Source organism: Pandoraea commovens, from assembly GCF_902459615.1.
Classification (GTDB): Bacteria; Pseudomonadota; Gammaproteobacteria; order Burkholderiales; family Burkholderiaceae; genus Pandoraea; species Pandoraea commovens.
On the sequence record NZ_CABPSA010000006.1, the window covers coordinates 1 to 18,719 of the forward strand.

At 61.9% G+C, this 18,719-nt stretch carries 20 protein-coding genes and 1 tRNA gene; 5 read left to right on the forward strand and 16 right to left on the reverse strand.

Annotation, left to right across the window (positions count from 1 at the left end; all coding sequences use genetic code 11):
• Nucleotides 1-181 precede the first annotated feature (181 nt).
• Both PCO31010_RS17165 and nodI read right to left on the reverse strand, forming a co-directional pair.
• Nucleotides 182-982, reverse strand: a complete 801-nt coding sequence (locus tag PCO31010_RS17165) for an ABC transporter permease (RefSeq protein WP_246184657.1) — start codon at nucleotides 980-982, stop codon at nucleotides 182-184.
• Complete coding sequence (gene nodI / locus PCO31010_RS17170) at nucleotides 975-1,892, reverse strand: nodulation factor ABC transporter ATP-binding protein NodI (protein WP_150665333.1); 918 nt, start codon at nucleotides 1,890-1,892, stop codon at nucleotides 975-977. Before nodI ends, PCO31010_RS17165 begins: the two co-directional genes overlap by 8 nt.
• Nucleotides 1,893-2,195: 303 nt before the next feature.
• Here nodI and rsmD point away from each other — a divergent pair, with 303 nt between their 5' ends.
• Both rsmD and coaD read left to right on the forward strand, forming a co-directional pair.
• Nucleotides 2,196-2,789: a 16S rRNA (guanine(966)-N(2))-methyltransferase RsmD gene (rsmD, locus tag PCO31010_RS17175; protein WP_150665334.1), complete on the forward strand. Its 594-nt coding sequence runs from the start codon at nucleotides 2,196-2,198 to the stop codon at nucleotides 2,787-2,789.
• 55 nt (nucleotides 2,790-2,844) lie between these two features.
• Nucleotides 2,845-3,339 (forward strand): pantetheine-phosphate adenylyltransferase, encoded by a 495-nt coding sequence (coaD, locus tag PCO31010_RS17180; protein ID WP_150575378.1) that lies wholly within the window; start codon nucleotides 2,845-2,847, stop codon nucleotides 3,337-3,339.
• A 198-nt stretch (nucleotides 3,340-3,537) separates the two neighbouring features.
• On the opposite strand, the gene PCO31010_RS17185 is transcribed toward coaD, so the two are convergent.
• Nucleotides 3,538-4,305: a transporter substrate-binding domain-containing protein gene (locus tag PCO31010_RS17185; protein WP_246184673.1), complete on the reverse strand. Its 768-nt coding sequence runs from the start codon at nucleotides 4,303-4,305 to the stop codon at nucleotides 3,538-3,540.
• A 493-nt stretch (nucleotides 4,306-4,798) separates the two neighbouring features.
• On the opposite strand from PCO31010_RS17185, the gene PCO31010_RS17190 reads away from it, so the two are divergent.
• Nucleotides 4,799-5,056: a YfhL family 4Fe-4S dicluster ferredoxin gene (locus PCO31010_RS17190; RefSeq protein WP_039395480.1), complete on the forward strand. Its 258-nt coding sequence runs from the start codon at nucleotides 4,799-4,801 to the stop codon at nucleotides 5,054-5,056.
• An 83-nt stretch (nucleotides 5,057-5,139) separates the two neighbouring features.
• Here the strand turns inward: PCO31010_RS17190 and pth are convergent, their stop codons facing one another.
• From pth to PCO31010_RS17225, 7 genes are all read right to left on the reverse strand, one after another.
• Nucleotides 5,140-5,736: an aminoacyl-tRNA hydrolase gene (gene pth, locus PCO31010_RS17195; protein ID WP_150665336.1), complete on the reverse strand. Its 597-nt coding sequence runs from the start codon at nucleotides 5,734-5,736 to the stop codon at nucleotides 5,140-5,142.
• Nucleotides 5,737-5,859: 123 nt separating this feature from the next.
• Nucleotides 5,860-6,477, reverse strand: coding sequence for a 50S ribosomal protein L25/general stress protein Ctc (locus tag PCO31010_RS17200; protein ID WP_150575381.1), 618 nt, complete (start codon nucleotides 6,475-6,477; stop codon nucleotides 5,860-5,862).
• A 155-nt stretch (nucleotides 6,478-6,632) separates the two neighbouring features.
• Complete coding sequence (locus tag PCO31010_RS17205; RefSeq protein ID WP_039395490.1) at nucleotides 6,633-7,580, reverse strand: ribose-phosphate pyrophosphokinase; 948 nt, start codon at nucleotides 7,578-7,580, stop codon at nucleotides 6,633-6,635.
• Nucleotides 7,581-7,630: 50 nt separating this feature from the next.
• Nucleotides 7,631-7,707, reverse strand: a tRNA-Gln gene (locus PCO31010_RS17210).
• A gap of 54 nt (nucleotides 7,708-7,761) precedes the next feature.
• The gene (gene ispE / locus PCO31010_RS17215) at nucleotides 7,762-8,631 is read right to left on the reverse strand and encodes a 4-(cytidine 5'-diphospho)-2-C-methyl-D-erythritol kinase (protein WP_150665337.1); all 870 of its coding nucleotides are present in this window, start codon (nucleotides 8,629-8,631) and stop codon (nucleotides 7,762-7,764) included.
• 52 nt (nucleotides 8,632-8,683) lie between these two features.
• Nucleotides 8,684-9,328, reverse strand: coding sequence for an outer membrane lipoprotein LolB (locus PCO31010_RS17220; protein WP_150665338.1), 645 nt, complete (start codon nucleotides 9,326-9,328; stop codon nucleotides 8,684-8,686).
• A 23-nt stretch (nucleotides 9,329-9,351) separates the two neighbouring features.
• A complete protein-coding gene (locus PCO31010_RS17225) occupies nucleotides 9,352-11,286 on the reverse strand; it encodes a tetratricopeptide repeat protein (protein ID WP_150665339.1) in 1,935 nt (644 codons plus the stop codon).
• A 79-nt stretch (nucleotides 11,287-11,365) separates the two neighbouring features.
• Between PCO31010_RS17225 and mutM the strand changes: the two genes are divergently transcribed.
• Together mutM and mutY are read left to right on the forward strand one after the other, a co-directional pair.
• A complete protein-coding gene (gene mutM / locus PCO31010_RS17230) occupies nucleotides 11,366-12,196 on the forward strand; it encodes a bifunctional DNA-formamidopyrimidine glycosylase/DNA-(apurinic or apyrimidinic site) lyase (RefSeq protein ID WP_150665340.1) in 831 nt (276 codons plus the stop codon).
• Between the two features lie 24 nt (nucleotides 12,197-12,220).
• Nucleotides 12,221-13,387 carry an A/G-specific adenine glycosylase gene (gene mutY, locus PCO31010_RS17235; protein ID WP_150665341.1) on the forward strand — a complete coding sequence of 389 codons (1,167 nt, stop codon included), beginning with the start codon at nucleotides 12,221-12,223 and terminating at the stop codon, nucleotides 13,385-13,387.
• 16 nt (nucleotides 13,388-13,403) lie between these two features.
• Here the strand turns inward: mutY and rapZ are convergent, their stop codons facing one another.
• From rapZ to PCO31010_RS17265, 6 genes are all read right to left on the reverse strand, one after another.
• Nucleotides 13,404-14,276, reverse strand: coding sequence for an RNase adapter RapZ (gene rapZ / locus PCO31010_RS17240; protein ID WP_150665342.1), 873 nt, complete (start codon nucleotides 14,274-14,276; stop codon nucleotides 13,404-13,406).
• Between the two features lie 167 nt (nucleotides 14,277-14,443).
• A complete protein-coding gene (locus PCO31010_RS17245; protein ID WP_150661073.1) occupies nucleotides 14,444-14,776 on the reverse strand; it encodes a PsiF family protein in 333 nt (110 codons plus the stop codon).
• A gap of 184 nt (nucleotides 14,777-14,960) precedes the next feature.
• Nucleotides 14,961-15,926 carry an HPr(Ser) kinase/phosphatase gene (hprK, locus tag PCO31010_RS17250; RefSeq protein ID WP_039395509.1) on the reverse strand — a complete coding sequence of 322 codons (966 nt, stop codon included), beginning with the start codon at nucleotides 15,924-15,926 and terminating at the stop codon, nucleotides 14,961-14,963.
• Nucleotides 15,927-16,016: 90 nt separating this feature from the next.
• Nucleotides 16,017-16,472, reverse strand: coding sequence for a PTS IIA-like nitrogen regulatory protein PtsN (gene ptsN, locus PCO31010_RS17255; RefSeq protein WP_150575389.1), 456 nt, complete (start codon nucleotides 16,470-16,472; stop codon nucleotides 16,017-16,019).
• A 235-nt stretch (nucleotides 16,473-16,707) separates the two neighbouring features.
• Complete coding sequence (hpf, locus tag PCO31010_RS17260; protein WP_039395515.1) at nucleotides 16,708-17,064, reverse strand: ribosome hibernation-promoting factor, HPF/YfiA family; 357 nt, start codon at nucleotides 17,062-17,064, stop codon at nucleotides 16,708-16,710.
• A gap of 141 nt (nucleotides 17,065-17,205) precedes the next feature.
• On the reverse strand, nucleotides 17,206-18,696 hold the full coding sequence (locus PCO31010_RS17265) for an RNA polymerase factor sigma-54 (RefSeq protein ID WP_150665343.1): 1,491 nt from the start codon (nucleotides 18,694-18,696) through the stop codon (nucleotides 17,206-17,208).
• Nucleotides 18,697-18,719 lie beyond the last annotated feature (23 nt).

Consider the following 18,719-nt stretch of genomic DNA (forward strand, 5'->3'; position numbering starts at 1 on the left):
GTCCAAAAATGGTCAGTAAAACCCAAAGAGGCAATCCCTCTCCAGTTTTAAACTGTCCAGTTACCGGGGACACGTCACTCAGCCCTTAGCGGCATAACTTACCCGTCCAACTTTACGGGGTCAGTTCAATTTCCGGTGCCGTTTTGCTTTGCGGCCGACGTGTCGGCTTCGCTCACGAACCCTATCGAAGTATCCGGCGACGCAACAGCACCAGCGCGACGGAGAAGCCCACGACGGTGTAGACGACAAGTGCGCCCACATGCAGCCACGGCAGATCGATGGCACGCCCCAGCATGGCGGGACGGATCAGCGCGACAGCGTGCGCGAGCGGTAACCATTCCGTCACATGACGTGCTGCCGCCGGGAGTTGCGATAACGGGAAGAACACCCCTGAGAGCAGCAGCATCGGGGTCATCACGAGCGTCTGGTAGAACATGAAGAAGTCGTAGCTGGGCGCGAGTGCTGTCATTACCATGGCGAGACTGGCGAAAGCCAGCCCCGCGAGCAGAACCGCTGGCAGGACCACGGCGAGACTGTCGATGCGCGCGTACCCGAGCACGCTTGCCACCAGCAGGATCGCGACGCCCGAGAGCATGGCTTTGCTGGCGGCCCAGACGACCTCGCCGAGCACGATGTCACCCAGCGTCAGCGGGGTATGCATCAGCGCTTCCCAAGTGCGTTGCACATGCATGCGCGAGAAGCCCGAATACATCGACTCGAAGCTCGCGGAAAACATCACGCTGGAGCCGACGGTGCCCGCGGCGAGAAATGCGATGTATGACGTACCGTCGACATTGCCGACCATCATGCCGAGACCGAAGCCCAGACCGAAGAGGTAGATCATCGGGTCCGCGAGATTGCCGAACATCGAGGCAATCGCGAGCTTGCGCCAGACGAGGAAGTTGCGTCGCCAGACACCCATCCACGGCGTGACGCCCGGCAGGTAGCGAGGCGTATCTGCCGACATGTGATGCTCAGTCATCTCGCATCTCCCGTCCCGTGAGCTTAAGAAAGACGTCCTCCAGATTGGCCCGACGGTGCAGATACCGCACCCCCGGCTGGTCCTGCAAGGCATTCACGACCGGCGCGGCGTCGCGAACGTAACAGAAGTGGGTCTCGCCGCTGGTTTCGATGCGCTCGGCGAATGGGGCGAGGCTGGCGAGGAGGGCGTGCGGGACGTCGCCGAAGACTTCCACGACATCGCAGCCGATTTCGCGCGCCACGAGTTCCGGCGGTGTGCCTTCGGCGATCTTGCGTCCTGCGTCGATCACGCAAAGGCGGTGGCACAGTCGCTCGGCTTCTTCCATGAAGTGGGTAGTGAGCAGAATCGTCTTGCCCTCGTTCATCAGCGATTTCAGCCGCTCCCAGATCAGATGCCGGGCTTGAGGATCAAGTCCGGTGGTCGGCTCGTCGAGCACGAGCACGTCGGGATTGTTGATGAGGGCGCGGGCGAGCGTGAGGCGTCGCTTCATGCCGCCCGAGAGTTGGGCGACGCGGGCATCCGCCTTCGACTCGAGACGGGCGAACGCCAGCAGCGCTGGGACGCGTTCCTTGATATCGGCCGAGGCGAGTCCGAAATAACGTCCGAAGACCGCCAGGTTTTCGCGCACTGTGAAGTCGGGGTCCAGATTGTCGAACTGCGGCACGACGCCGACGCGGCGTCGGGCCTCCGGTGCGAGTTTCGGGACGGGCAGGCCGCCGAGCCTGATCTCGCCGGCGTCGGGCGTGACAAGGCCCAGCAGCATGCGTAGCGTGGTCGTCTTGCCCGCACCGTTGGGCCCTAGCAGGCCGAAGCACTCGCCCGGTGCGACGTGCAGCGACAGGTGATCGACCACGGGGCGGCCGTCATAGGCCTTGCATAGCTCGGTTACCTCTATGGCGGCATCGGTCATGGCGGATCTGCGGTCTCCTGTCGCGTGGCCGGGCGACAACGATGGTGCTGCGTTGGATCAACGCTGGGACTGCGTCGCATAACTGGACGTTCACCGGCCGGGATTTGTGCACCGCCGCGCGCCGCCATCCCTTATGGGGCATGGCCTATGGGGCATAAGGCGCGGGCGATGTGGTATGTTTCGCCTCAACAATGTAGCGTGAATTGTCATGATTTTGGATTCTCTGCGTGCGCAACGACGCGCGCGACCCCATTTTTCCACCGTCCGCGGTGCCCCCAGTCAAGCCGTATTGCGGAGGACGCCATGAAGTCCGGTGCAGGTAACGTGGCGCGTGGCGCGCCGCAGCAGGTCCGCATCATTGGCGGTCAGTGGAAGCGCACGCCGCTGCCGGTGCCGCCGGGCGACGGTCTGCGTCCGACCCCTGATCGCGTGCGGGAGACGCTGTTCAACTGGCTCGGGCAGGACCTGACGGGCATGCAGTGCCTGGACGCCTTCGCGGGCAGCGGTGCGCTCGGCTTCGAGGCCGCTTCGCGCGGTGCGCAGCGGGTGTTGCTGGTCGAGTCCGCCGCGCCGGCCATTCGTCAGTTGCGCGCCAATCAGGCCAAACTCGACGCCAACCAGATCGAGATCGTACAGGCGGATGCCAGACGCCTGATAACCACACTCTCACCCGGGGTTTTCGATGTCATTTTCCTCGATCCGCCGTTCGCGAGTGGCTGGCTGAACGATCTGCTGGCGCCCGCCGCCCGTCTGCTCGCGCCGAATGGCGTGATCTATGCCGAGTCGGACGTCCCCCTGGAGGACGAGGCACTCGCCGAGCTGGGCCTCGTGTGCTTGCGCCGGGCGAAAGCTGGAGCGGTGCATTATCATTTGCTTGAATCGATTCCGAAAACCTAGAGACCACAATGAATAAGTACGCAGCAGCGGTCCCCAGCCGCGAGGAGACGTTGGCATGGTAGTGGCGATCTATCCGGGGACGTTCGACCCGTTGACCCGAGGCCATGAGGATCTGGTCCGCCGTGCGGCGGGCATCTTCGACAAGCTCGTGGTCGGAGTGGCCGACAGCCGAAACAAGAAGCCGTTCTTTTCGCTCGAAGAGCGGATCGACATCGCGCGCGAAGTGCTCGGTCACTATCCGAACGTGAGCGTCGAAGGCTTCTCCGGTCTGCTCAAGGACTTCGTGCGTAAGCATCAGGCGCGCGTGATCGTGCGCGGGCTGCGCGCCGTGTCCGACTTCGAGTACGAGTTCCAGATGGCGGGTATGAACCGCTACCTGCTGCCCGACGTCGAGACCATGTTCATGACGCCGTCCGACCAATACCAGTTCATCTCGGGCACCATCGTGCGCGAGATTGCTCAACTGGGTGGCGACGTCAGCAAGTTCGTGTTCCCGTCCGTCGAAAAGTGGCTGGTCACGAAAGTCGGCGAAATGACGCCGAAGAGCTAAGCACGCGTACGCCGTTACCGGTCGTTTCGCATGATGTCAGCAAAAACCCCGCAGCGTGTTTCGACACTGCGGGGTTTTTTGTTGCGGACATGTTTAAGCGCAATTGCTTAAGTTCGATTACCTAAGCGGCGCATCGCGTCGCAGTTCAGATCGCGAATCGAAGCGACTGTCTGATCGGGCATTCGTCCGCGATGAGCATCAGAAGCCCTTCGGCAACGGTGCCTGCATCCATTTGACGGACATCGCGTTCAGTCGACCGTCGGCCTTCGCCTTGTCGATGATCGCGTTGAGCTTCGCCACCATCGCCGTTTCACCTTTGCCCACACCGATGTAGCAGGGCGTTTCTTCAACCGGGAATTTCAGATCGAAGGCGCGCTGTTTGCTCTTCTCGCGTACGGCGTTCGCCACGATATCGCCCAGCGTCACGAGCTGAACCTGACCGGCGAGATACGACGCCGCCGTCGCATTGTTGTCCTCATATCGCTTGATGTTCGCGCTCGGCGGTGCAACGGCGGTCAATGCGAGGTCTTCCGTCGAGCCACGCGTCACCGCAATGGTCTTGTTGGCGAGGTCGGCGGGCACCTTGATCGCGATGTCTTGCGGACCATAGATGCTCTTCGCGAACGGCGCGTACGCCTTCGTGAAATCGATTGCCTTCTCGCGTTCGGCGTTCTTGCCAAGGGATGAAATGACGATGTCGACTTTGCCCGTCGTCAGATAAGCGATACGGTTCGTGCTGATGACCGGTACGAGTTCGACCTTCGCACCGATCTCCTTGCCGATCAGCTCCGCCATGTCGATGTCGTAGCCGTGCACCTTGAGGTCGGTGCCGATCGAGCCGAACGGCGGGAAGTCCTGCGGGATGGCAATGCGGATGACGCCGGTCTTGGCGATGCTCTGGAGGGCATCGGCATGGGCGAGGCCTGCGAGACCTCCCAGCGACGCAACGACAACCGCTTGCAGCATCCGGCGACGACCGGCTTGATGAAGGAACGCAGGCATGACTCGAACTCCTTGGCTTTTGGACAACGACGATGACGTGAAATGGGGGCTTGCGTACGCGATAACGCACGCAGGTCACAGCGGTCGAACTGGTACGACCAGTGGTGCTCAGTGATAAAGCACTAACCGTGCCAGCCGCTCGGGAGCGTTGATGGCGATAGCCGTGAAGTCGAAATGGGGCGGTGAGGGAGGCTGACGAGCGCTTATGCACGTGTAGGCATTCCGCGCGGCGGTGCGTTGTGCACCAAAGTGAACCGGTCGGCGGACGAACCGGTGCATGAGGCAAGGTGCATCACAGGGTGCATAAAGGGATGCATAAGGGGCATCCGGCGCACCCACGGCAAGTGGACACCTGCTAACTTTCGTATAATTGGGGAATTGTTCCAGGAACCGTAACGGCCGCCGTTCGCCGGGGTTCACGCAAGTCAATGAACGGTCAGAGGAAAGCGAGTCAACAGTGGCACTGATGATTACCGACGAATGCATCAATTGCGATGTGTGCGAGCCTGAGTGCCCGAACGACGCAATTTCGATGGGGGTCGAGATCTATGAGATCGATCCGAACAAATGCACGGAGTGTGTCGGACACTTCGACGAACCGCAGTGTGTGCAGGTGTGTCCGGTGGAGTGTATCCCCATCAATCCGGAGCATGTCGAGACGCCCACGCAACTGCTGGAGAAGTACACCCATCTGCAAGCAGCCAAGTCAGCCTGAATGGCCTGAGCGCCACGCGCGGCATGAGCGGCACCTGACCGCTCATTCTGCATCGCTGACGATTCCACGTCTCACCGGCCGGATCACTTCCCCGGCGACGCGTGCAGACGCATCATCGCCTTTTCCATCTCACCCTTGACGACCAGGTCGACGATGTCGAGCGACCGCGACATGGCGTCGTCGATCTGCTCCTGCTCTTCCTTGCGCGGTGGCTTAAGCACGAAGTCCGCGACTTGCTGCTGGCTACCAGCCGGTTGCAGCGTGCGGGGATGTCCAATGCCCAGACGCAGGCGCCAGAATTCCGGCGTCGTCAGATGTGCGGCAATATCCTTGAGGCCATTGTGCCCACCGCTGCCACCGCCGCGCTTGAGCTTGACCGTGCCCGGCAACAGATCGAGTTCGTCGTGCACGACGAGGATCTCGTCCGGCAGGATCTTATAGAAGCGAGCGAGTGCGACGACCGACTGCCCCGAGCGGTTCATGAAGGTTTGCGGCTCCAGCAGCCACACTTCCTGCCCGGCGACGCGCGTACGCGCGGCGAAGCCGTGGAAGTTCTTCTGGCTGGTGAGCGATGCGCCGCATTGCTGCGCCAGCGCGTCGACGAACCAGAAACCCGCGTTGTGACGCGTCGCAGTGTATTCGGCGCCCGGATTGCCGAGCCCTACGATCAGCTTGATCATTTCGGTATCAGGATCTTGGTACGCGTCATGGTGACATGCGTACCGCCATAAAAAAACCCGCCGGACATGACATCGCGGCGGGTCTTGCGTCCAGCGTCGCCGCTGAATGCTGGCGAACGAGGCTTAGGCAGCCGGCGTTTCGCCTTCGGCCGAAGCGGCAGCTTCGTCAGCAGCAGCGCCAGCCGGTTGCACGGCTTGTGCGACCACCGGGTTTTCTTGCTCGACGTGCAGCGTCAGCGTCACGCCGGCGGGCAGCTTGACGTCCTTGGCATGAACCGTCTTGCCAGCTTCCAGCGTCGACAGGTCGACTTCCAGGAATTCCGGCAGCTTGCCCGGCAGGCAGCTAACGTCCAGATCGTTCAGCGTGTGGCTGATCACGTTCGAAGCCAGCTTCACGGCCGGGGCGTTTTCTGCGCCCAGGAAGTGCAGGGGCACCTTGACGTGGATCGGCTTGTTCGCGTCGACACGTTGGAAGTCAACGTGCAGAACCAGTTGCTTGAACGGGTGGTACTGCACATCGCGCAGCAGCACTTGTTCGGTCTTGCCGGCGACTTCCAGCTCGAGAATCGACGAGTGGAAAGCTTCTTTACGCAGGGCGTGCCACAGCGCGTTGTGATCGAGTTCGATCAGTTGCGGAGCAGCTTCACCACCGTACACGATGCCTGCGGTCTTACCGGCATTGCGCAGGCGGCGGCTCGCACCCGTACCTTGCAGATTACGCTCAAAAGCGACGACTTTCATAACAACTCCTTGAACTGCCCGCGACCAGGCAGCGATTTCTTCCTGAATTTCCCGCCAAAAAACACGGGTTTCAGGAACGACAAAGGCGGGGATAGGCTCCCCGCCGACATAACAACGGCGCCACACAGGCGCCGTCGCAAAATTTTACCGAACGCTTATTCCGCGAACAGCGACATCACCGAGTCGCCACGACGGATACGCGAGAACGTCTCGGCCAGCAGGTTCGCGCAGCTCAGTTGGCGAATCTTGCCGCCCTTCGAGTCGTCGCGCAGCGGGATCGTGTCGGTGACGACCACTTCATCCAGCTCCGAGGCGTTGATGCGCGCTGCGGCACCGCCCGAAAGCACCGGGTGCGTACAGTAGGCATACACCTTCTTCGCGCCACGTTCCTTCAGCACTTGTGCGGCCTTGCACAGCGTACCGGCGGTGTCGACCATGTCATCCATGATGACGCAGGTACGGCCTTCGACCTCACCGATGATGTTCATCACTTCAGCGACGTTGGCCTTCGGACGACGCTTGTCGATGATGGCCAGATCGCAATGCAGTTGCTTGGCGAGGGCACGGGCACGGACCACGCCGCCGACGTCGGGCGACACCACCAGCAGGTTTTCGTGGTTCTGCGCGCGCACGTCTTGCAGCAGCAGCGGCGAAGCGTAGATGTTGTCGACCGGGATATCGAAGAAGCCCTGAATCTGGTCGGCGTGCAGGTCCATCGTGATGATGCGTTCGACGCCTGCGATTTGCAGCATGTTGGCTACGACCTTCGCCGAGATCGCCACGCGCGCCGAGCGGGGGCGACGATCCTGACGGGCATAGCCGAAATACGGGATGGCAGCGGTGATCCGGCCGGCAGAAGCGCGCTTGAGCGCGTCGACCATGATCATCAGTTCCATCAGATTGTCGTTGGTCGGAGCGCACGTCGACTGGAGGACGAAGACGTCCTTGCCGCGCACGTTTTCCTGAATTTCGACTTGAATCTCACCATCCGAGAACCGGCTGGCCATGGCTTTGCCGAGAGGGATACCGAGAGTATCGACGACCGCTTGGGCCAAGGCGGGATTGGCGTTCCCGGTGAATACCATCAGGTTATCACTACTCATCTGGCTACCTGCGGGACGTTTGGATGCTGAGACTTTACGACAGAAGAAATTGGCAGGGGAGGAAGGACTCGAACCCTCGTATGCCGGAATCAAAATCCGGTGCCTTAACCAACTTGGCGACTCCCCTACACTAACCGATGCCTTCGCTGCGTCGTAGGAAACGCAACAAAGTAAAACCCTTTTACGCGAAGGCGAACATTGGATGTTCGGCCAGGCTAGTGGTCACTTGACCCATCCAGCGCTCTGGCAATCGCTTGCATGCCGCTTCCGCATCTGCTTTCGTGTCGAATACGCCAAACACGCTAGCGCCGGATCCCGTCATACGTGCAGTGGTGAAGGTTCTGAACCAGTCAATCACAGCAGCGACTTCCGCGTATTCTCGAGTGACAACCGCCTGCATGTCGTTACGGAAGATTTCATCCGTTTCGAACACGTTTTTGTTGGCGTGCTCAAGAAAGAACGCCATTGTGACGATCTTCGTATCCCTTGTCAACAGGGGATCCGTAAATATTTTGTTGGTTGCGACGTGTACGCGCGGGTTCACCACGAGGAAGTGGCGCTGCGGCAAATCCACGGCGTGCAGCTCTTCGCCAAGGCCCTCTGCGAAGGCATTGCGGCCGAAAACGAAAAACGGCACGTCTGCACCGAGTTTCAGGGCCAATGTCTGGAGGGTTTCGCGCGGAAGATCGAGTTGCCACATGCGGTTGAGCGCGAGCAACGTCGTCGCGGCGTCGGAACTGCCGCCACCAATGCCACCACCGGCCGGCAAGCGCTTCTCGATGCCGATATCCACGCCGAAACGCACGCCGCAGTGTTCTTGCAGCAGGCGCGCGGCGCGCACCGTCAGATCGGTCTCCGGCGGCACGCCGGGCAGCGGATTCGTGTGAACGATCTGCCCGTCGTCGCGGCGCTCGAAATGCAGCGTGTCGGCCCAGTCGATCAGTTGAAAGACGGTTTGCAGTTCGTGATACCCGTTAGGCCGTTGCCCGACGATGTGCAGGAACAGGTTCAGCTTGGCCGGGGCCGGGCAGTCACGCAGGATTTCGTACATGGCGAGGCAAAAAACGGAAGACTGTGAATGGGTGGGGGAGCGGGGCGCAGGCTTATTCGTCGATCACGAGTCGCACGGCGAGCGGAGAGCCGTCGAGATCGCGCGACAGATCGACACGTTTGACGCGCAACGGTGTGCCGTCGAAATATGCCTGATAGTCGATGGTCCAGCCATCCTGCGTCAGATGGGTGGGGCGCTGCGTTTGCGGATCGCGTTCGATGCTCGCCTGCGACCCCGGCGCACCCTGCATGCGTAGCCAGTAACGCAGGCCGCCCACAGGCAACGCGAAGCCGAGCGCATCGTGCATCACATCTTCGAGACGAGGCCCGGTGAGCGGTGCTTTGCCCGGCAGTTCCAACGAGGCACTTCGCGGATTCTCGCGCACGATCGCTTGCGTCTGACCCAGCGGGTCGAGCAATTGGACGGTGGCGTTCTCGCCGTTCTGCTGCCAGTCGAAATTGCCGTACGTATTGCGTGCTTCGCCGTTCTGCTCGTAACGCACCGAGAAGCGGCCGCGATAGTGTTCGACGGTGGTGCCCGCAGTCGGCTCGACGGGTGTTGGCGGTGCGAGGCTGGCACATCCTGTTGCGATGACGCTCGCCGCGCAGGCCACCACGAGGGCGGCCGCACGAACGAACTTCGATGCGTCGGCACGGCGTGTCACCGCGCGCGACGCGAATAGAGACTTCTCGACCATACGCGCTAACGTCATTACGGTCATTACGGCGCGACGTTGTAACGCTTCATCGTCGAGCGCAGCGTGTCGTCGTCGCCATCGAGCTTGAGCGCTTCGCGCCAGGTCTTGCGCGCTTCGTCTTGCTGACCCGACTCCCACAGCACTTCGCCCAGATGCGCGCCGATTTCCGCCTGCGCCTGAATGCCGTACGCACGGCGCAGCAGTTCGAGCGCCTGCGACTTGTCGCCAAGGCGGTACTTCACCCAGCCGAGGCTGTCCATGATGTACGGATCTTCCGGCGAGAGCGACGACGCTTTTTGCAGCAGCTTGAGCGCTTCCGGCAGTCGCGTATTGCGTTCCGTGAGCGAGTAGCCCAACGCGTTGTACGCCTGCGCGTTATCCGGCTGCGATGCCATCACGCGACGCATCGCCTTTTCCATCACGTCATAGTGCTTGTTCAGTTCGGCCACCATGCCGTACTGATAGAGCAGGTCGGCATCGTCCGGATGGTTTTTGACTTCGACGGCGAGCAACTTCTCCGCATCGTCGTAACGCTTGGATTTGACCAGCAGATCCGATTCGGCACGTTTGAGTGCAAGTTGCTCACGCGGCTCGCTCGACTTGATGCCATGCAACAGCGCACGGCCTTCCTCGAGCTTGCCCTGATCCGCCAGCAACTGCGCGCGGCCGATTTGCGCCGGCAGATAGGCGTTGCTGTCTTCGCGAATCTTCGAGAGCCACTTGTCGGCGGCCGGGTAGTCCTTGCGGTCCTGTGCGATCTGCGCGAGGTAGACGTATGCCTGCGCGCCGTCGGTGTTCTGCTGCTCGGCTTCCGTCGCGTACTTCTGCAAATACTGCTCGGCCTGTTCCGGATGGTTGGCGTGCAGGTTCAGCAGCGCGAGCGCCATCAGCGTCGACAGTTCATGCGGGTAACGCTTTTCCAACGTTTCGAATTGCTTTTGCGCCGCGTCGAGCTGATTGTCGGCGAGCAGCAACTTGGCGTAGGCGAAGCGAGCTTCCTTGGCGTTCGGATTCCGATCGAGGAACGACTTCAGGCTGGCGATCGCGCCGGTGCGCTCCGCCGGACCCATCTGGCCGTAGAGCAGGGCTGCGGCTTCGTAATCGGGCTTGAGCTTGAGCGCAGTTTCGAGCGACGTGCGTGCGCCGGCGGTGTCGCCTGCGTCGAGCTGCGAACGGGCGATGGCCAGTTGCGCTTCCGGACGCTGCATGTCGTTCGCCAGCATGCGCTTGAGCGAGTCGATGCCGGTGGCGCGCTCCGGGCTGCGGGCGATCATCTGCTGCAATTCGAGGATGGCCTGACCGCGACGCGCTTCGGGCACCTTGTTCAGTTCGTCGACCAGCAGCGGTTCGGCCTCGGCCAGATGGCCGGTGCCAACTTCGAGGCTGGCCAGCAGTTGGGTCGCCGGACGCCACGACGGATCGAGCTGATGCCACAGCTTGGCGGCAATCAGCGCGTCGCCGAGCTGGCGTGCGCCGAGTGCGATCTCAACCGCGCGGCGCGCCATGCGCGGATCCTTCGTGCGGTTAGCGAGGGCGACGTAGGTATTGAAAGCGGGGGCCAGATTGCCTTGTTGCAGGCTCAGTTCGGCGGCCATCACTTCGAAGACGATCTCGCTGCTAAGCGCAACATTCGGCAGCTTCTCACGCGGGACGTTCGCATTCGGTGCGACGTCTTCGCTGTCGACATCGGTGGAAGCACCGCTCGCGGCACCCGGTGCGCTGGCCTTGGCGGGCGCGGCAGGTGCCTTGGGTGCGGTCTGCGCCGCCGGTCCGGATTGGGCGAAGGCGTTCGAAGATGGCAGGAATGCCATGATTGCGCTGGCGCAGGTCACGCCAAGCGCCGTGGCTCCGGCCCAGGCCCCGCGAGCCAGGGCGCCGCGCAGGCGCAAAACCACGGGTGCCACGGTTTCCGCAGTACGGTCAGCGGCGGGAATGGACTGGAATCGGGTGTTCGGCATAGGGATCCACGGCAGGTTTCGAGCGATTGTAGCGCGCCCGATACAATAGAGTCTAAATCCTCAGCAAACGTTCGCAGGCATGCCTGAACTCCCAGAAGTCGAAGTCACCCGCCGCGGTATCGCGCCGCACGTAGCCGGCACGCGTATCGCGCGCATCGACGTGCGTAACGGGTCGTTGCGCTGGCCGGTGCCCGATGGGCTCGACGCCCTCCTGCGCGGCGAAACGCTCATCGGCGTCACCCGTCGCGGCAAGTACCTGCTGCTCGAATACGCGCCCGGCTGGTTGCTCGTGCATCTGGGCATGACCGGGACGTTGCGCGTCATGCCGGAACCGCAGTCGCTGCCGAGCGCAGGCGTTCACGACCATATCGACCTCGTCTTCGAGCGTTGCGCGCTGCGTTATCGCGACCCGCGCCGCTTTGGGGCAGTCCTCTTCCATCCGCGCGCGTCGGGCGATGTGCTGCTGCATCCGCTGCTTGCAAGTCTTGGCGTCGAGCCACTGACCGACGACTTCGACGGCGCTTGGCTTTACGCGGGCACGCGCGGACGCACCGTCTCCATCAAACAGGCACTGCTCGCGGGCAGCATCGTCGTGGGGGTGGGCAATATCTACGCCTCGGAGAGCCTGTTCCGTGCAGGCATTCATCCACGCATGGCAGCGGGCAAGCTGTCGCGCCCGCGTGCCGAGAAGCTTGCGCAAGCCGTCAAGACGGTGCTCGCCGCTGCGATCGAGAAGGGCGGCAGCACGTTGCGAGATTTCGTCGGCAGCGACGGTCAGAGCGGCTATTTCCAGCAGGAGTATTTCGTCTACGATCGCGCGGGCCAGCCGTGTCGCGTGTGTGGCACGACGATCCGGCAGATCGTGCAGGGACAGCGCTCCACGTTCTTCTGTCCGAAATGCCAGAAATAAATTAAAGCTTCTCCCGAAAACCCCATGAAAGACGCCCCCAACGACATCGCCGTCGGTACGCTTGCGGACACCTTCGCGCAGCGTCTGATCGCCTGGCAGGCCGAACACGGCCGTCACGACCTGCCGTGGCAGAACACGCGCGACGCCTACCGCATCTGGCTGTCCGAGATCATGCTTCAGCAGACGCAGGTCGCCACGGTGATCCCGTATTACGGCCGCTTTCTCGAGCGCTTCCCCGACGTCGCCGCACTGGCCAGCGCACCGCAAGACGATGTGATGGCGCTGTGGAGCGGTCTTGGCTACTACTCGCGTGCGCGCAACCTGCATCGCTGCGCGCAGGTCGTCGTAGAGACCCACGGCGGACGTTTCCCATCAGACCCTGAAACGCTCGCCACGCTGCCAGGCATTGGCCGGTCCACTGCGGCGGCGATTGCCGCATTTGCCTACGACGCGCACGCCGCCATCCTCGACGGCAATGTCAAACGGGTGCTCGCGCGCGTGTTCGGTATCGAAGGCTTCCCGGGCACGCCGAAGATCGAGCGAGAGATGTGGACGCTGGCGGAATCGCTGTTGCCGCAAAGCGATTTGCCAGCCTACACGCAAGGGATGATGGACCTCGGCGCGACGCTGTGCGCCCGCGGCAAGCCACGCTGCGGCGAGTGTCCGTTCGACAGCGATTGCGTCGCGCATGCGACGGGGCGCGAGCGGACGTTGCCGACCTCCAAGCCGAAAAAGGCGCAGCCGGAGCGCTATGTCGACGTGCTGGTCATCCGCGCAGGCGATCGCGTGTTGTTCGAGCGACGTCCCGACAGCGGTATCTGGGGTGGTCTGTGGAGCCTGCCGGAACTCACGCCGCCGACCGACGCACGCGACGCCGACGACGCGTTACTGCGCGAGCGTCTGACGGGGCATGCGGCGGCACTTGGCGCGAAGGTCGGCGCGGTGCAGTCGCTCATGCCGCTGCACGGTCTCACGCACGTCTTCACGCACTTCAAATTGCATTTGCGACCGTGGATGGTGACGCTGTGCGCATCATCAGCGACAGCGGCAACATCGATCGACGATGCCAACCGTTCATGGCTGGATGGGGAGGGGGTCGCGGCCGCCGGGTTGCCGTCACCGATTCGCAAGATCGCCGACGCGCTGTCGCTGCACGGTGTGAACGACGGTCAGTTGTCGCTGCCGGCGTAAGCCAGCCGGCGACCCTTCACTTCGTATCGATGGGGGCGAGTTCGCGGTGACGCACGAGCACGCTCGCTTCGTCGCGAAAGCGCGCGCCGAGCGTCTCGGAGATAAACACGGAGCGATGCTGCCCGCCCGTACATCCGATGGCGACCGTCAGATAGCTGCGGTTGTCGCGCATATAGCTCGGCAACCACTTTTGCAGATAGGCGCCGATGTCGTTGATCATCTCGTCCACTTCGGGAATGGCGGACAGGAAATCGATCACGGGTTGATCGCGCCCGGTCAGCGGGCGCAATTGCACGTCGTAATACGGATTGGGCAGCGAGCGGACATCGAAGACAAGGTCGGCGTCGAGCGGCACGCCATGTTTGAATCCGAACGATTCGAACATCAGCGTGAGGCCGGTCTGATCGTGTTGCACGAATTCGCGAATCCAGCGGCGCAGTGCACTCGCGCGCAGATTGCTGGTGTCGATCTGATGACCCAGCTCGGTGACGCTGCTGAGCATCTCACGCTCTTTCTCGATGGCTTCGACAAGCGAGCCGGTGGCCGAGAGCGTGTCGTCGCCAGTTGCGGAAAGCGGGTGACGGCGGCGCGTCTCCGAGAAGCGCTGCACCAGCGTTTGCGTGGTCGCATTGAGGAACAGCACACGAACGTCATGGCCGAAACGGCGCAGGCCGCCAATGATCGGCGGCAGATCGGCGAGCGAGCCGCCGCTGCGCGCGTCGATGGCGACCGCGAGGCGCGTGTAGTGTTGTGTTCCGAGGTAGACGGCGAGTTCAGGCAAAAAGCGCGACGGCAGATTGTCGACGCAGTAGTAACCCGCATCCTCGAGGACGTTCAGGGCGAGCGATTTGCCCGAACCGGAGACGCCGGTAATCAGTACGATCTTCATGACATTTCCCGAATACAACCATCATGGTAAGCGATTGTGTCGTACGGGTGTCGCGTAGGCAAAAACTAGGGAGTTTCTACCGTTTTCGCTGCGTTTTCGAGAATCCCCGTTCTGCAAGCGAAAACGGCGCCCGCGTGGGGCGCCGTCAGGCTCGTCAGGCGTAAAACTTAGGCCGCCGGAGCGTTCGACAGGCACTGCTTCATGAACGCCTTGCGATCGTCGCCCTTCTTGCCGCTCGCTTGCGTATTGCAGGTCTTCATCTTTTCCTGCTGCGTCTGCTTGGCGGCCGGTGCGGCCCCGCCAGCGGACAGACACTGCTTCATGAAGGCCTTGCGGTCGTCACCCTTCTTGCCGGTCGCTTGCGAGTTGCAAGCCTTCATCTTGTCTTGTTGGGCGTTGGTCGCTTTGGGGGCAGATGCCGGGGCGGCGGCCGTTTGAGCGAACACGGGCGATGCGAGCAGCGGGGATACCAGAAGCAGTGCAGCGAGTGCTTTTTTCATGATCGTCTCTCCAAAAGGTCGTGACGCACGGGCACGGGGATGAACCGCGTTGCGATTACAACATGTTAGAAAACGCGCCGCAATCGCGCGGCGTTGACAGAAAAACGCAAAAATAGCGGTATACCCGGAAGGTTTCGGCGGATTCGGCCGACTCGGTGGATTCGGGCCGCCGAATCGCGAACGCTCAGAGCAATTTGCCCTGCATGCCGTCCGGGTCCTGCATGGCCTGGCGCTGACGCTCCATGAAGTCCTTGAGCGTATCGATCCCGCGCAGTTGCAGAATCGTGTTTCGCACGGCCGCTTCGACCAGCACGGCGAGGTTTCGCCCGGCGGCCACTTGCAGAATCACTTTGTTGATCGGCAGGCCCAGCACGTCGACCGTCTGCGCTTCGAGCGGCAGGCGCTGGAATTCGCCATCGGGACGGCGCACCAGTTGCACGATCAGCTTGAGCTTCATCTTCCGGCGCACAGCCGTCTCACCGAAGATGGTCTTGATGTCGAGCAGACCGAGACCGCGCACTTCCAGCAGGTTTTGCAGCAGCGGCGGGCAGCGGCCTTCGACGAAATCCGGCCCGAGACGCACGAAATCGACCGCATCGTCCGCCACCAGGCCGTGTCCACGGCTGATCAGTTCCAGACCGAGTTCGCTTTTGCCGAGACCGGAGTCGCCGGTGAGCAGCACGCCCATGCCCAGAATGTCGATGAAAACGCCGTGCATTGTGCAACGCGGCGCGAAAACGCGAGAAATGTACAGACGCAGGCTGTCGATGACGGAGGCCGTCGACAGCGGCGTGGTGAACAGCGGGGTGGAGGAGCGTGTACAGCGCAGCACCAGATCGGGCGGCGCTTCAAGGCCGTCTGCCACCACGAGGAACGGCGGTTCCAGCGCGATGACTTCACCCATGTGACGCTTGCGGTTTTCGTCCGTAAGACGCTGGTAGTAGCGTAGCTCCGCTTCGCCGAGCACCTGAATCCGGTTCGGGTGGATGAGGTTCAGGTGGCCCACGAGGTCGGCGCTGGAGGTGGCCGTAGCCACGCTCTCCGGCGTAAAGCCGCGCTCCCAACCTTCATGGCCCGTGAGCCACGACAGACGCAACGTCGCGGCGTTGTCGTCGAAAATGCTTTGCGCGTTGATGCCGGTCAGTTCCACCGCGTCGCCTCGTTCGGTTGGGTGTGGGAGCTACGGAATTCGTGTGTGTTCGCGGCGATTCGTACCGGTGCGCAGACGACTCGGGACGACTCAGGGCTTCCAGTTCGTCAGCGCGGTGTGGACATCTTTGGCGCTAGGCGCGTTGATCAGGATACTGCGCATCTCGGGGTCCGAGAGCAACTGGGCAATTTCGGACAGGATTTCGAGGTGCTGCTGCGTCGCCTGCTCGGGCACGAGCAACACAAACAGGAGGGAAACCGGCTGACCGTCGGGCGCTTCGAACGGAATGGCCTCTTCCAGGCGGATGAACGCGGCGGCTGGGACCTTCAGGCCTTTAATGCGTCCATGCGGAATCGCCACGCCTTCTCCAAGACCCGTCGAGCCGAGACGCTCACGGGCGAAGAGATTGTCGGTTACCACAGCGCGAGAAAGCCCGGCATTGTTCTCGAAGAGGAGGCCGACCTGTTCGAACAGGCGCTTCTTGCTGGTAACGGACAGTCCAAGCAGGATGTTGGACTCGAGTATGAGTTTGGCTAAACGGTTCATCTTGTAATGCGGGCGAACGCTTAGTCGCCCTCCAACCCCCGATTGACCTCGCATTATAGACCACTCGCCGCCGCGCTCGCGGCAAGTCACGGAAGTGGGGCGAACCATACAAAAGGGGCCGTTCAACGGCCCCGCGGTGGGTGATGCCAGACTTACAACAGACGGATATGCGCTCGGGTGGTTCCTTGCGGGTTTTCGTCGGTATCAGCCAATGCGATTACCACGCCTGAAGATGCTATTGCAGCGGTTCCGCCTCAGGAGGAAGTTCGTGGTGCTTGATGGCCTCGCGACCGTGATCCTGAACCTTGTCCTTGTACTGCATTACCTTGCGGTCGAGCATGTCGATCAGCTTGTCGATGGCGGCATACATATTCTCGTCACACTTCTCGACGAAAATTTCCTTGCCCTTGAGAAACACCGTGACGCTCGCGATCTGGCGTCCGCTCTTCTCCTTGGTCTTGTCGACAGAGAGGATCACCTCGGCGCCGATTAGCTGGTCGAAATGATTCAACACGCGGTTAAGCTTGTTGACGACAAATTCGCGCAGCGAAGGCGTGAGTTCGAGATGGTGTCCACTGATCTTCAGATTCATAGCTGCTCTCCTTGCTGAAATGCCGAAGTGCAGGCCGCGTCAACGTTGACGCTGGCTAGCGAGGGTGCGAGCCATTGACGTGACGCAATGTCGCACTGCGGCGTTATGCCCCAGCGGCCAACATGGCGCACCAGGACTGTCCTACAAAGATTTGCGCAAGTTCACTGCGGGGATTCGCATGGCCTCGCGGTACTTCGCGACAGTGCGCCGCGCCACCACAAAACCTTGCTCTGCCAGCAGTTCCGCGATACGGCTATCGGAAAGGGGGCTCTGCGGGTCTTCAGCTCCTATGAGTTGCTTGATGAGTGCGCGGATGGCGGTCGATGACGCAGCGCCTCCGGCTTCCGTTGCCACGTGTGATCCGAAGAAGTACTTAAGCTCGAAGGTTCCAAATGGAGTGAGCATGTACTTACTCGTCGTCACCCGTGAAATCGTGGATTCATGTAAACCCAGCGTATCAGCAATCTCGCGTAAAACCAAGGGCCGCATGCCGATTTCGCCATGCGTGAAGAAGTTCTTTTGACGCTCGACAATCGCCTGCGCCACCCGCAGGATCGTGTCGAAGCGTTGCTGGATGTTCTTGATCAGCCAGCGCGCTTCCTGCAACTGCTGTTGGAGGTTGCCGGTTCCCGGATCGTTCCGGTTATTTCGGAGAATGCGCGCATACATCTCGTTGATGCGCAGACGCGGCATCACTTCCGGATTCAGCTCCGCCGTCCAGCCGCTCCCTTGCTTGCGTACCAGCACGTCCGGCACGACGTAGTCGGCCTGAGGCGAGCCGTAAGCCGAGCCCGGGAAGGGGTCCAGCGAGCGAATCAGCTGATGCGCGGCGCGCAGACCGTCTTCGCCGACACCCAGCAGGCGGCGCAGACGCGTGTAATCGCGCGCGGCCAGCAGTTCCAGGTGATCGGTGACGATGCGCAGCGACAGGGTGCGCACACCGCTTGCGGGTAGTCGCTGGAGCTGTAGACGCAGGCACTCGGCCGGACTGCGGGCACCCACGCCCGCCGGATCGAAGCTTTGCAGCAGCGCCAGCGCCGCGTTGATTTCTTCCGTTTCGAGCGCCAGCTCTTCGGGCATTTCGGCCTGAATCTCGTCGAGCAGGCTACCGAGGTAGCCGTCTTCGTCCAGCGATTCGATCAGGAATTCCACCAGCGCGCGGTCGCGCGGACTCGCCTTGGTCAGGCGCAACTGGGCCAGCAGATGTTCGCGGAGATTGGGATGGTCGACATGCAGTTGCGGACGCGCATTGTCGTCGTCGTCCGATGCGCTGCCGGAGCGGGCGAAGTCGTTCAGGCTCCAGTCGCTGCCATTGTCCGACGCGTTGTCGTCGAAGCGGGCCTCGCCATCGAGTTCGCGCGCTTCGTCGTGGCCGTTGGCGGACTCGTGGCCGTTGTCGTTCGAACTGCTGGACGACGAACTCCGCTCGTTGCGCAGCGACCCGTCTGTGCCCACACGTACCGAACCGGCGAGCCAATCGTCCTCGCGTTCGAGCATCGGGTTCTGGGTGAGCGCGTGCTCGACTTCCTGTTGGAGTTCGAGCGTCGACAGTTGCAACAACCGGATCGATTGCTGCAACTGCGGCGTGAGGGTCAGGTGCTGCGAGGTGCGGAGTTGAAGAGTCGGTTTCATAGCGGTCTCGCCTTCATTGTAGA

Excerpts from the sequence above, each read along its gene's own strand:
- PCO31010_RS17165 (WP_246184657.1), bottom strand. The coding sequence starts at position 982 with ATGACTGAGCATCACATGTCGGCAGATACGCCTCGCTACCTGCCGGGC.
- nodI (WP_150665333.1), bottom strand. The coding sequence starts at position 1,892 with ATGACCGATGCCGCCATAGAGGTAACCGAGCTATGCAAGGCCTATGAC.
- rsmD (WP_150665334.1), top strand. The coding sequence starts at position 2,196 with ATGAAGTCCGGTGCAGGTAACGTGGCGCGTGGCGCGCCGCAGCAGGTC.
- coaD (WP_150575378.1), top strand. The coding sequence starts at position 2,845 with ATGGTAGTGGCGATCTATCCGGGGACGTTCGACCCGTTGACCCGAGGC.
- PCO31010_RS17185 (WP_246184673.1), bottom strand. The coding sequence starts at position 4,305 with ATGCTGCAAGCGGTTGTCGTTGCGTCGCTGGGAGGTCTCGCAGGCCTC.
- pth (WP_150665336.1), bottom strand. The coding sequence starts at position 5,736 with ATGATCAAGCTGATCGTAGGGCTCGGCAATCCGGGCGCCGAATACACT.
- PCO31010_RS17200 (WP_150575381.1), bottom strand. The coding sequence starts at position 6,477 with ATGAAAGTCGTCGCTTTTGAGCGTAATCTGCAAGGTACGGGTGCGAGC.
- PCO31010_RS17205 (WP_039395490.1), bottom strand. The coding sequence starts at position 7,580 with ATGAGTAGTGATAACCTGATGGTATTCACCGGGAACGCCAATCCCGCC.
- ispE (WP_150665337.1), bottom strand. The coding sequence starts at position 8,631 with ATGTACGAAATCCTGCGTGACTGCCCGGCCCCGGCCAAGCTGAACCTG.
- PCO31010_RS17220 (WP_150665338.1), bottom strand. The coding sequence starts at position 9,328 with ATGGTCGAGAAGTCTCTATTCGCGTCGCGCGCGGTGACACGCCGTGCC.
- PCO31010_RS17225 (WP_150665339.1), bottom strand. The coding sequence starts at position 11,286 with ATGCCGAACACCCGATTCCAGTCCATTCCCGCCGCTGACCGTACTGCG.
- mutM (WP_150665340.1), top strand. The coding sequence starts at position 11,366 with ATGCCTGAACTCCCAGAAGTCGAAGTCACCCGCCGCGGTATCGCGCCG.
- mutY (WP_150665341.1), top strand. The coding sequence starts at position 12,221 with ATGAAAGACGCCCCCAACGACATCGCCGTCGGTACGCTTGCGGACACC.
- rapZ (WP_150665342.1), bottom strand. The coding sequence starts at position 14,276 with ATGAAGATCGTACTGATTACCGGCGTCTCCGGTTCGGGCAAATCGCTC.
- PCO31010_RS17245 (WP_150661073.1), bottom strand. The coding sequence starts at position 14,776 with ATGAAAAAAGCACTCGCTGCACTGCTTCTGGTATCCCCGCTGCTCGCA.
- ptsN (WP_150575389.1), bottom strand. The coding sequence starts at position 16,472 with ATGAACCGTTTAGCCAAACTCATACTCGAGTCCAACATCCTGCTTGGA.
- hpf (WP_039395515.1), bottom strand. The coding sequence starts at position 17,064 with ATGAATCTGAAGATCAGTGGACACCATCTCGAACTCACGCCTTCGCTG.
- PCO31010_RS17265 (WP_150665343.1), bottom strand. The coding sequence starts at position 18,696 with ATGAAACCGACTCTTCAACTCCGCACCTCGCAGCACCTGACCCTCACG.